We start from the raw sequence: 11774 nt of genomic DNA, 5'->3' as shown, positions 1-11774 counted from the left end.
CGCCCACATGAAGAAGCTCGAACACATTCCACTGAACGGTGAATTACCCAGCCCGAAAGGCGTTGCACTGGCCATTCTTGAGTTGTGTCGACGCGACGACACCACCACCGCTCAAGTCGCCCACATCGCCCAGACCGACCCGGCGCTGGCCAGCCGGCTGATCCGCCAGGCCAACACGGTCGGACAGGGCGCAGGGCGCCCGGTGGCTTCGGTAACCGATGCAATCCTGCGTCTCGGCATGGGCACGGTGCGCAACCTGGCGATGGGCTTCTCACTGGTCGACCAGTACCAGAACGGTCCCTGCGAGGGCTTCGATTACCAGGCGTTCTGGTCGCATTCGCTGCTCATGGCGCTGGCAGCACAAACGTTCTGCACGATGGCGAACGTGGGCTCGAGCGAAGAACTCTTTGCCTGCGGACTGCTGTCGCAAGTCGGTCGCCTGTCGCTTGCCACCGTTTATCCGGCCGCCTACGCGCAACTGCTGAAGAACCCTGAGCCCACGCGCAGCCTGGCCGCCCTCGAGCACGAGCATCTGCAGACCGACCACAACGAACTGACCGCCGCCCTGCTCACCGAATGGGGCATCCCCGGCGCGCTGGTGGAGCCGATCTATCACCACGAGAACCCTGAGAGCGCCGGGTTTTCGGCCGGCTCGCGTCCGCACCAGCTGACACACCTGCTCTACCTCGCCCGCCGCGTTGCCGACCTTGGCCTGGCAGCCGAAGCCGAGCACAGCGGCCGCACCGCGGAACTGCTACTGCTCGGCAGCAAGATCGGGCTCAGCGCCGAGGAACTCGGCACCACCATCGACGAGCTGGTGCGGCGCTGGCGCGAGTGGGGCGAATTGCTGCGCGTGCCGGCCTCTGCGCTGCCCTCGTTCGCACAGATGTCCACCCCGCACGCCCTGCGCCCCGAGGAACGCAGCAGCGCGGGCGCGCTGCGCGTGCTGCTGGTCGACGACGACCCGACCACGCGCTGCATCATGGAAACCGTGCTGCGCGACGCGCTTGGCCATTCGGTGGTGTGCGCCCGCACCGGGAGCGAGGCGCTCGCGCTCGCCGTCGAGGCCCAGCCCCAGATCGTCATCACCGACTGGCTGATGCCCGGGCTCAGCGGCCTCGAGCTCACGCGCGCGCTGCGCGCCACCGAGTGGGGGCAGACCATCTACCTGATCATGCTCACCAGTCTCGACACCGAGGAAGAGGTGTCCGAGGCCTTCGAGGCTGGCGTGGATGACTTCCTGGCCAAACCGGTCAATTTGCGCACGCTGCGCGCCCGCCTGCGCGCGGCCTGGCATTACGTGCAACTGCTCGAGGCCTGGGAGCGCGACCGCGCCCAGTTGAAGCAGTTCGCTGCCGAACTGGCGATCAGCAACCGCCGCCTCGAACATGCAGCCATGACCGACCTGCTCACCGGCCTGCCCAATCGCCGCGCCGGCATGGCCGCGCTCACCAAGGCCTGGGCTGCATCCCAGCGCTTCGAGCAGCCCCTCTCGGTGCTGGTGCTCGACATCGACCACTTCAAGCGCGTCAACGACACGCACGGCCACGCGGTCGGCGACAAGGTGCTCACCGAAGTCGCGCAAGAGATCCATCGCGCCGCGCGCAAGAACGACAGCGTATGCCGGATGGGCGGCGAAGAGTTCCTGATGATCTGCCAGAACACCGACCTCAAGGCGGCCCTGTTCGCCGCAGACCGGCTGCGGCGCACGATCGAGGCGATGACGATCGAGGCCGGCGGCGTGAAAATCCGTAGCTCGGTCAGCATCGGCGTGGCGAGCCGCGAAGCACGCATGGCCGACAGCGACGCAATGATCAATGCCGCCGACCGTGCGCTCTACCGCGCCAAGGAGTCGGGCCGCAACCGGAGCTGCATCATCGTGCAGGGCCAGTTGCGCTGCATGCCGTAAGGCACTCGCTGCGCCGATCGCACTCGCGGGCGCGGTCTCTTGTGGCGGGAGCGGGCTGGCCCGCGAACGCAGGGCACACCCTTCGCGGGCCAGCCCGCTCCCACGACTTCCTGCCTGACTCAGCGTCGCCCGCCGAGCAGCGATCCCAATATCCCGCGCACGATCTGGCGGCCGATGCTGCTGCCGATGGTGCGCGTGACCGTCTTGGCGGCGATCTGCACCAGGCCGTCGCGCTTGCCGCCGCGCGGGCCGGTGGCGCCGAAGAGGATGTCGCTCACCATGCCGCCGGTCTCCTCGCCGCCGACCTCCTTGGCCGCCTCGCGCCCGGCCTCGACCGCGGCCTTGGTGGCGGCGCTGGCCTTGAGCAGCTCGTAGGCCGATTCACGGTCAACCGCCTTCTCGTAGTGGCCGTGGATCACCGAGCCGGTGATCGCCGCCTGGCGCTCGGCCGGCTGCAGCGGGCCGAGGCGCGAGTCGGGCGCGATGACGTTGCAGCGCTCGGTGATCTGCGGGCGGCCCTTCTCGTCGAGGAAGGAGATCAGCGCCTCGCCCACGCCGAGCTCGGTGATCGCCGCCACGGCGTCGAAGGCCGGGTTCGGGCGCATGGTGTCGGCGGCGGTCTTCACCGCCTTCTGGTCGCGCGGGGTGAAGGCGCGCAGCGCGTGCTGGACGCGGTTGCCGAGCTGGCCGAGCACGGTCTCGGGCACATCGAGCGGGTTCTGGGTGACGAAGTACACGCCCACACCCTTGGAGCGGATCAGGCGCACCACCTGCTCGATCTTCTCGATCAGCGCCTTGGGCGCGTCGTTGAACAGCAGGTGGGCCTCGTCGAAGAAGAACACCATCTTCGGCTTGTCGGGGTCGCCGATCTCGGGCAGTTGCTCGAACAGCTCGGACAGCATCCACAGCAGGAAGGTGGAGTAGAGCTTGGGCGAGTGGTAGAGCTTGTCCGCCGCCAGCACGTTGATCACGCCGCGGCCGTCGGCGCCGGTCTGCATCAGGTCGGCGATGTCGAGCATCGGCTCGCCGAAGAACACGTCACCGCCCTGCTCTTCCAGCCCCAGCAGGTTGCGCTGGATGGCGCCGATCGAGGCGGTGGAGATGTTGCCGTACTCGGTGGTGAAGGTCTTCGCGTTCTCGCCCACGTACTGGACCATCGCGCGCAGGTCCTTGAGGTCGAGCAGCAACATCCCGTTGTCGTCGGCGACCCTGAACACCAGCGTGAGCACGCCGGTCTGGGTGTCGTTGAGGTTCAGAAGGCGCGCGATCAGGAGCGGTCCCATGTCGGAGATCGTGGCGCGCACCGGGTGCCCCTGCTCGCCGAACACGTCCCAGAACACCACCGTGTTGGCGCGCGGGGTGTACTCGGTGACGCCGATCGCTTCCAGGCGCTGCAGCAGCTTGGGGGACGCCGTGCCCGCGGCGCCGATGCCGGAGAGGTCGCCCTTGATGTCGGCGACGAACACCGGCACGCCGATGTTGGCGAAGGATTCGGCGAGCTTCTGCAGGGTTACCGTCTTGCCGGTGCCGGTGGCGCCGGTGATCAAACCGTGGCGGTTGGCCAGTCGCGGCAGCAGGCAGATGTCCTTGAGGAGGTCCTTGTCGTGCGCGCGTGCGATCAGCATCGGATCAGCCATGAAAAGCTCCTTGCGGGCAGAAAAATGATGTCCGCGAGTTTAACAGCGCGGGCACCGTAACCGTGGGAGCGGGCGTGCCTCGGGCGCTATAATGCGCGCCTCTTTCAACGCGCACGCAGTACAGAGGTTTCTATGGCGGGTCACTCGAAATGGGCCAACATCCAGCACCGCAAGGGTCGTCAGGACGAAAAGCGCGGTGCGGCGTTCTCCAAGCTGGCGAAGGAGATCACCGTCGCCGCCAAGATGGGCGGGGGTGACCCGGGCTTCAACCCGCGCCTGCGCCTGGCGGTGGACAAGGCCAAGGGCGTCAACATGCCCAAGGACAAGATCGACAACGCGATCAAGAAGGGCACCGGCGAACTCGAGGGCGTGAGCTACGAAGAGATCCGCTACGAGGGCTACGGCATCGGCGGCTCGGCGATCATGGTCGACTGCCTCACCGACAACAAGACCCGCACCGTGGCCGACGTGCGCCACGCCTTCTCGAAGTACGGCGGCAACATGGGCACCGACGGCTGCGTGGCCTTCCAGTTCAAGCACTGCGGCCAGTTGCTGTTCGCCCCCGGCACCAGCGAGGACGCGCTGATGGAAGCCGCGCTCGAGGCTGGCGCCGAGGACGTCGTCCCCAACGAGGACGGCTCGATCGAGGTCATCACCGGACCGTGGGAGTTCACCGCGGTTAAGGAGGCGCTGGAGAAGGCCGGCTTCACCGCCGAGTTCGGCGAGGTGACCATGAAGCCCGAGAACGTGATCGAGTTGTCCGGCGACGAGGCGGCGCGCATGCAGCGGCTGCTCGACGCGCTCGAAGGCCTGGACGACGTGCAGGAGGTGTATACCTCGGCAGAGATGGACGAGTAAGACGGGCTGTTCCGCAGCGGTCAAGGCGGCGCGCGGCGCCGCTTTCTCTTTGGTGCGGAGCGCAGGGGCGAGCGCACCTGCCCCCGCTGACCGTGGGAGCGGGCTTGCCCGCGAAGACAGTGCCCGGATCTCCACCGCCGCCACCCAGGTTCTCGAGGAGCGTCGCGAGCGATACCACCGTAACGCGCCCGACACACCTTTCCTCCGATCGACACCATGCCCGCCCTCACCCGCCTGACCCCGCTGCTGTTCGTGCTGCTGTGGAGCACCGGCTTCATCGGCGCCAAGTACGGCCTGCCCTACGCCGAGCCGCTCACCTTCCTGGTCGCGCGCTACGTGCTGGTGATCGGCGTGATGGGGGTGGTGGCGCTGGCCATGCGCGCGCCGTGGCCGGCGAGCCCGCGCGAGGCGATCCACATCGGCGTCACCGGGCTGCTGGTGCAGGCGCTGTATCTGGGTGGCGTGTTCATGTCGATCCATCGCGGCCTGCCCGCGGGCATCTCGGCGCTGGTGGTCGGCATGCAGCCGCTGCTGACCGCTGCACTCGCCGGCATGCTGCTCGGCGAACGCGTGTCGGCGCGCCAATGGACCGGGCTCGCGCTCGGCTTCGCCGGCGTGGCGCTGGTGGTCGGCAGCAAGGCGAACGTGGGCGGCGTCGACGCCGAGGCGCTGATCCACATGCTGATCCCCGCACTTGCGGCGCTGCTCGGCATCACCGCCGGCACGCTGTACCAGAAGCGCTACTGCCCGCGCTTCGATCTGCGCACCGGTTCGGTGCTGCAGTTCCTGCCCAGCCTGGCGATCACCGCCGTCATCGCCAGCCAGACCGAGACCATGGTCATCGCGTGGAGCGGCGACTTCGTCTTCGCGCTGCTGTGGCTGGTGCTGGTGTTGTCGGTCGGCGCGATCAGCCTGCTCAACCTGCTGATCCGCAGCGGCAGCGCGGTCAACGTGGCGAGCCTGTTCTACCTCACCCCGCCGACCACCGCCCTGATCGCGTGGGCGATGTTCGGCGAGACCTTGTCCGCCCTGGCGATCACCGGCATGGCGCTCGCCGTGTCGGGTGTGTGGCTGGCGCGCAAGGGCTAGAATCGGGCTCCCAGCCAACCAGGAGCATGCCATGCTGATGACCACCACCCCGACCCTCGACGGCCAGCCGATTCGCCAGTACCTCGGCGTGGTCAATGGCGAAGCCATCATCGGTGCCAACCTGTTCAAGGACATGTTCGCGTCGATCCGCAACGTGGTCGGGGGCCGCGCCGGCAGCTACGAGCGCACGCTCGCCGACGCGCGCCGCATCGCCATGGAGGAGATGGAAGCCGACGCGAAGAGACTCGGCGCCAACGCGGTGATCGGCATCGACGTCGATTACGAAGTCCTCGGCGCCGACAACGGCATGCTGATGGTGTGCGTCAGCGGCACCGCGGTGCAGGTTTGACCGCTGCCGCCAGCCGTACGGTCGCCACCCGCATCCTCGGCCTCGACCCCGGGCTGCGCATCACCGGGTTCGGCCTGGTGGACCAGCTGGGCACCCAGTTGCGCTACGTCGCCAGCGGCTGCATCAAGACGAAGGACGGCGAACTCCCCGGGCGGCTGAAGACCCTGCTCGAGGGCGTGCGCGAGGTCATCGCGACGTATCAGCCCGACGTGGTCGCGGTCGAGAAGGTCTTCGTCAACGTCAATCCGCAATCCACCCTGCTGCTCGGCCAGGCGCGCGGCGCGGTGATCTGCGGCGCCGTGTCCTGCGATCTGCCGGTGGCGGAATACACCGCGCTGCAGGTCAAGCAGTCGGTGGTGGGCTACGGCAAGGCGCACAAGGAGCAGGTGCAGCACATGGTCCAGCGCCTGCTGCTGCTCGACGCCAGCCCCGGCGCGGATGCAGCCGACGCCTTGGCGTGCGCGATCTGCCACGCCCACGGCAGCCAGGGCCTGGGCGGGCTCGCCGGCGTGGGCAGCCGACGACGCGCGGGGCGCATCCTGGCCTGAGGCCTTGAAAAGTGTGACGGGTGTATTGCGGCGCACCCGGAACGTGCGTAATATTCGCGCTCTTCGATCGGGCGCCAGTCCGGTCTGCCGCAAGGCATTGGGGGTATAGCTCAGTTGGTAGAGCAGTTGACTCTTAATCAATTGGTCGTAGGTTCGAATCCTACTGCCCCCACCAACGAATACAAGCACTTAGGCCAATCCTCCGGGGTTGGCCTTTTTGCTTTTGGCGGTTTGGTTGCCGTTTGGTTGCCACTCATCTGGCGCAGGGGGGCCGACAGCATTGGCCGACAACCAGAAGTTCGTACCAGCTCCACCCCACCCGCTGAACTCGAACAATCTTCACGACACTCGAATTTTCCTCACAACACGAAGCTTCTGTGGCGCTCGGGTCGAAAAGCACGAAAACCTGGCTTGCCTCGGAACCGTCCTCCGGCGTGAGTCCAGACGACTCCCGCACCACTGCTTCAATACTGTCCAAGACGTCGCCAGGCAGATAGACATACTGCTTTCGCCGCATCATCTCGAAGCTGCCGCGCTTCTCGGAAAGGGACGCGTAGCTCGACGCGTGCTCATGGCGCGCCGCGTCGGTGACGGACGCCAGGGTCGTGCGCGCCTCACCACCGGGGAGAAACCGGCCGTTCGCAGCGCACTGTTGCGCACGCGGAACCTGCGGTCGTTGGTGGGCTGCCCGGTGGTGACGTGATCGTCGGCAGGAAGCAGGTCGACGTAGCTGAATAAGGGGCTCCGTTCATCGTCGGTGCCGCGCATCGGAATAATCGCAGTGACGCGCGCCAGCGCGAAGCGCTTGCGTTTTCCCGCTGCTCTTCATAACTTGGCAACAGGCACCGCCCTGCACGCCAGAAACGGCACGACAAGGAGAAGAACGATGAGGACCAGACAACTGCTGGCCTGCACGCTGCTCGCCGCGCTGCCAGGCGTGGCAACGTCTGCGCCGCCGCTCGAGGCCGAGCTCGTGGGCGCCTTCTTCGAGACCGAGCAGGTCGACGTGGCGGTGAGCGGCTCGGTGGTGGTCGGAGTGACCAGCACCTCGGTGCAGGGCGGCAAGTCGGCAGACAGCCTGCTGTTGCTGCACGCGGCCGGGGATCCGCAGGTGTGCCTGACGATGCTGTCGCGCGACGGGGTCTATTACTCGCGCAACACCTTCAGGCTGCCCGACGCCGGTGCGGGCCAGGCGGTGCGGCTGCCGTACCGGTCGAATCTGCGCGACCGCCTCGGCAACTACGACGCTGCCGACCTCGCCATACGCGCCAACGCGGGCAGTTGCGAGCTCAGCACCAACCTGTACTACGTGCTGGGTTCGGCGAGCGATCAGGCGCCTGGCGCGATCCGGGTCTTCGTCAACTCCTTCGGCGCGACCGACGTGTTCTATCGCAGCGAAGCACAGGGCCTGGAAGGCGCCTGTACACCCATTGCCGAGGGTCGGCGTACCAGCTTCGATTATTGGTGCGACATCCCCCGGCCGAGCGGCGGCGAGCGTGTCGACGTCGGTATCGAGCGCGAGCGCTACGGCCGCGAGATGCCGACGGTGACGCTGACGCTCGTTCTGCTGCCGCAAGACTGATGACCCGGCCACCGCTGGCGGACGAGAACCCGCCCGAGCACTCGACGCCGGCTGCGTTGCAGCGCTGCGGCGCCAGCCTGAGCTTTGTGTGGAGGCTGGCGCTGTGGGCCGGCGTGCTCGCGATCTGGCTGCTGGTGGGCGGCATCGTCGTGTTGCTCGCGCTCAACCTGCGTACCCCGCCGAGCTGGTATTTCAGCATCAGCGCGCAGACCGAGGCCACCGACATCGAGCTCTCCGCCGGGCGCGAGACGCAATGGCGCATCGAGGGCGCCATCGTGTGCGCCACCACGGTGCTGCCCGCGCCACTCGAGCTGCTGCCGCGGGCGGCATCATCGCCCTGCGGCGGGCGGCGCTGGCAGGCCCACGCCTTGCCGGGCGGTGAAGACGCAGAGCACGTGCTGGTGCTGGGCGGAGCCAGCGCCTCGGCAGGTGGCGCCACGACACCAGGCGCGGAGCCCGCACAGCTTCTGGTCGCGCTCGAAACCCGCAGCGATGGCGGTCTGCAGATGTCGATCCGCGGCCCTGGCCCGCTGCGCCTGGCCACGTCCGGGCAGGAGATCGCCCTGCCGCCCAGCCTCAACCTGATCTGGGCGGGCGAGGCACGGCCGCGCGACCTCGTCTTCCCATTCACCGGCGAGCGCGTGCGGGTGGGCCGCGACGTGACCTGGTCCGACGCGAGCATGTTGCGCGAGGGCTCGCTCACGGTGTTCACGGCCTCGGAGGAGTCGCTCGCGAAGCGTTCCCAGGTGGAGGAAGTGGCCCTGATGCCCGGCGACCAGGTCCGCCTCGAGCGCCACGACGGCCGTGGCATATTTCATCCCAAGGGCTTCATGCGCTTCGACCGCCTGGGTGGCGACGGGCCGGCAAGCCTGAGCATGGTCGCCTTCGGGCGTGCGGAGAGCGTCCGCATCGAGCGTTTCGGCGACAGCGGCTACGAGTTCAAGCCGGGATGGTGGGTCGGCATCCTGCACGATGGTCGGCTGATGATGTGGTCGGCCATCCTGATCGCGCTGATCACGGTACTCGGCGGCATTGCTGGCTGCCGTGAGCTTGCGCCTTCGCCACGCGAGGCCTGGCGCACGCTGCGCGCCGAGTGGTGCCAGTCCTCGCCACCAACACAGGAGCTTGAACGATGAGAGGCCCCCGCCTGCACGCGCGAAAGTGGGCAAGCGCGCTGCTCGCCCTCTTGCCCTGCGCTGCCCCGGTCTCCGCGCAGCAGGCGGTGGTGACGACTCAGGACGCCAACGCGCTCGAGATCGGGCAGGCCTTCCTCGCCCATCATGGCGGTCAGTGCTACGCGATCCTGCCCACCCACGTCGTGAACGAGGCCGGACGGCCCGCGCTGCGGCGCGAAGGCACGCAGGGCCTGCTCGGCGAGACCATCGACAGTGCCGAGCTTGGCGACGACCTCAGTGTCGCCCGCCTCGACGGCGCCATCCGCGCCGACTGCGGGGTGAGCGCGCTGAGCATCCGGCGCTCCATCGAGCGCCTGCTGCAGCAGGGCCGCCTGGGCACGCTGCGCTCGATCAACGGCGACGGCACGGTCGCCCAGCTCGGCGTCACCATCGTCGACGATGACGGCCGCGGCATGCTGCGCGTGCAGCCGACGCACCAGGGCAACCCGATCCGCAAGGGCCTCAGTGGCAGCCTGCTGCTGATCGACGGCGTCAGCGTCGGCATGCTGCTGTCGGTGAATGCGCGCTCGGGAATTGGCACCGTGGCGCGTATCGACGCGCTGATGTCGAAGGTGGACGCCCATCTGATGAATTCCCTGGCGCCCGCCAACGTGGCGCCAGGGAATGCCGGGCCGACTGCGGGCGCGCCCGCATTGCCCGCCGCGCCCGAGACTGCGCCTGGCGCTGGCCCCCGCGTCCTCGGCTGGAGCGCGCTTCCGATCGATGAGTCCCATCGTGCCGCCAATCTCACCGCCGGTGCCGAGGCGCCGCCCTGGTCCAGCATTCCCGAACGCTGGCCCGTGACCATCGACCTGCAGGCCGGCGATGGCATCGTCACCGTCAGCGGCGTGGTGCTCGACGGACGCGGGGTCTCCGACGTCGGGCAACTACCGGCCAACGTGGAGGTGTTCATCAACCTGAGCGGTGACGCACGGGGCTGGCGCGCGATCGTGTCGACGCCCGTGGATTATCGTGACGGCCTTGCCCGGGTCACGCTGGCACCCTTGCGTACCCGACTGCTGCGGCTCAGCTTCAGCGCCACGGTGGGCGGTGGCGAGTTGATCAGTCTCGGCCGCATCACCCTGCTCCAGTAAGACTCGGGCGCGGCGCCGCCGCCACGCGCCGCTCAGCGCAGCTTGGCCGAAGCCAGGAACTGGGTACGACCGGAATCCAGGCGAACCACGCCCGCAATCGCGTTGTCGTCGTGAAGGCTCATCGTCCCGTTAACGCGTGAGCCGTAGCTGAACATCAGCTCGGTGCCGCTGACCTGCCCCTGCCAGTTGTTCCCCTTGAAGGAGCCCGACTCGGGATTGCGGCCATCGATGGGCACCACCAGCCCGCTGCCATTCTTGACCAGGTAGTCGGCCGAGGCCTCCTGGGTGGGCTTGGGCGCGGACGGATCGGGCGTCAGGGTCAGGTGAAGGTTGTTCTGGCTCAGCACCAGAGCCTTGAAGGCCATCGCCCGCATGACGCTGTCTGCGCTGGCGAGGCCCGTCTCGTAGGCAATCAGGCGCAGCGCCTCGTCACCGCTCTTGACCATGGCATCGAAGGTGGCGAGCCGCATGTTCTGGTCGGGGCCGTTGAGGACCTTGCGCAGTTCCTCGATATCGCGCGCCTGGCCGCGCGCGCGCTCGAGGATCTCGGCCGCCGTGCCCTGGGCATGCGCCAAGGGGGGGATGGAGAGCTCGGCCATGCCGAGGGCGGTGAGCACGGCGATGAGGACGGAAAGGCGACGCATTGGGCAGGCTCCTGTAGAAGGGACGGAATCGGTCCTGCATTCTAGGACAGGATCCAGCCCGCAACTGCGGCGGCGTGGCCGCGTACCCGCGCGTCAACGCGCGAGGCCAGCCCCCCGGTGGAAGGGGCTGGCCTCGCGCTGGAATGCCGGGCAGAAGAGCCGGTTGCGGCCCAGTTACGCAGCGCTCTTGAACATCGACACCGTGGCGCTGGTGGTCTTGCTGACCGCTTCGACGGTCGCCGCGGCGGCCTGGTCGGCGTTGGCCTGGGCGGTCTCGGAGACCTGCTTCACCACCTTGGTCGCGCCTTCGTAGGCGGACGAGGCATTGACGACCGCGGTCTTGAGCGCCTTGACGGCGAACTCGGAACCGACCGGGACGTTGCGATTGACGCTCTCGAGGGTCACGATGACGCTTTGCAGCCACTGCGACATACCGGCTTCGACGAGCTTGAGCACGTCGGCCTGGGTCTGGCCGGCGAGGCTGCCGACGGTCTTGAAGTAGGTGTAGCTCTTTTGCAGCGAGGGGGTGACGGCGCCGATCTGCAGTTCGACGAGCGCCTTCGGGTCGCGGGCGGCGGCAACGGCCTGGCCGAGGGCGATGGCGTCGTCGAGGAAGGCGCGGGTGGTGTTGAGGTTGAGCGCAGTCAGGTGCTCGACGGCAGACAGCACGCTGTCGCTGGCAGCGGCGACTTCATTGACACGGGCTTCGGCGCTGCTCTTGGCGCTGGCGAGGAATTTCTCGGGCGAGGTGTTCATGGTGTGACTCCTTAAGTTGGGCGACACCGCATCGCTGAGTCGGTGCAGTGCTATGTTGCACTGCAACATAAATCCAGGCAAGCCCTTTCTTGACCTTGTCTGAACTTTTTGTCCTGGAAACAACAAGCCCGCC

The 11774-nt window shown here is 67.8% G+C and carries 11 protein-coding genes and 1 tRNA gene; 9 read left to right on the top strand and 3 right to left on the bottom strand.

The features are described from left to right. Positions 1-7: 7 nt before the first annotated feature. Positions 8-1909, top strand: a complete 1902-nt coding sequence (locus RBT54_RS09800) for a diguanylate cyclase (protein WP_320366643.1) — start codon at positions 8-10, stop codon at positions 1907-1909. A 119-nt stretch (positions 1910-2028) separates the two neighbouring features. Here RBT54_RS09800 and RBT54_RS09795 read toward each other — a convergent pair whose 3' ends face one another. Next, a complete protein-coding gene (locus tag RBT54_RS09795; protein WP_320366641.1) occupies positions 2029-3546 on the bottom strand; it encodes a DUF853 domain-containing protein in 1518 nt (505 codons plus the stop codon). Between the two features lie 132 nt (positions 3547-3678). Here RBT54_RS09795 and RBT54_RS09790 point away from each other — a divergent pair, with 132 nt between their 5' ends. From RBT54_RS09790 to RBT54_RS09755, 8 genes are all read left to right on the top strand, one after another. Further along, on the top strand, positions 3679-4404 hold the full coding sequence (locus tag RBT54_RS09790) for a YebC/PmpR family DNA-binding transcriptional regulator (RefSeq protein WP_320366639.1): 726 nt from the start codon (positions 3679-3681) through the stop codon (positions 4402-4404). A gap of 216 nt (positions 4405-4620) precedes the next feature. Continuing rightward, positions 4621-5493 (top strand): DMT family transporter, encoded by an 873-nt coding sequence (locus tag RBT54_RS09785; RefSeq protein ID WP_413788437.1) that lies wholly within the window; start codon positions 4621-4623, stop codon positions 5491-5493. A gap of 31 nt (positions 5494-5524) precedes the next feature. Continuing rightward, positions 5525-5842 carry a heavy metal-binding domain-containing protein gene (locus RBT54_RS09780; protein WP_320366637.1) on the top strand — a complete coding sequence of 106 codons (318 nt, stop codon included), beginning with the start codon at positions 5525-5527 and terminating at the stop codon, positions 5840-5842. Then, entirely contained in the window at positions 5839-6390 is a 552-nt protein-coding gene (ruvC, locus tag RBT54_RS09775) for a crossover junction endodeoxyribonuclease RuvC (RefSeq protein ID WP_320366636.1), read from the top strand. The genes RBT54_RS09780 and ruvC overlap by 4 nt, the downstream gene beginning before the upstream one ends. Before the next feature lie 99 nt (positions 6391-6489). Beyond that, positions 6490-6565 (top strand) — tRNA-Lys (locus tag RBT54_RS09770). Between the two features lie 711 nt (positions 6566-7276). After that, positions 7277-7972, top strand: a complete 696-nt coding sequence (locus tag RBT54_RS09765) for a hypothetical protein (RefSeq protein ID WP_320366634.1) — start codon at positions 7277-7279, stop codon at positions 7970-7972. Then, entirely contained in the window at positions 7972-9108 is a 1137-nt protein-coding gene (locus tag RBT54_RS09760; RefSeq protein WP_320366632.1) for a hypothetical protein, read from the top strand. The genes RBT54_RS09765 and RBT54_RS09760 overlap by 1 nt, the downstream gene beginning before the upstream one ends. Next, positions 9105-10241 (top strand): hypothetical protein, encoded by a 1137-nt coding sequence (locus RBT54_RS09755; protein WP_320366631.1) that lies wholly within the window; start codon positions 9105-9107, stop codon positions 10239-10241. The genes RBT54_RS09760 and RBT54_RS09755 overlap by 4 nt, the downstream gene beginning before the upstream one ends. A 32-nt stretch (positions 10242-10273) precedes the next feature. Here RBT54_RS09755 and RBT54_RS09750 read toward each other — a convergent pair whose 3' ends face one another. Both RBT54_RS09750 and RBT54_RS09745 read right to left on the bottom strand, forming a co-directional pair. After that, positions 10274-10885 (bottom strand): hypothetical protein, encoded by a 612-nt coding sequence (locus RBT54_RS09750; RefSeq protein WP_320366621.1) that lies wholly within the window; start codon positions 10883-10885, stop codon positions 10274-10276. A 174-nt stretch (positions 10886-11059) separates the two neighbouring features. Then, positions 11060-11641, bottom strand: a complete 582-nt coding sequence (locus RBT54_RS09745) for a phasin family protein (RefSeq protein WP_320366619.1) — start codon at positions 11639-11641, stop codon at positions 11060-11062. Positions 11642-11774: the final 133 nt, after the last annotated feature.

The sequence above is a fragment of the Thauera sp. genome (genome assembly GCF_034003485.1).
In the GTDB taxonomy this organism is placed as follows: domain Bacteria; phylum Pseudomonadota; class Gammaproteobacteria; order Burkholderiales; family Rhodocyclaceae; genus Thauera.
The sequence above is the reverse complement of the archived record's forward strand: the minus strand, read 5'-3'. Positions and strand labels throughout refer to the sequence as shown.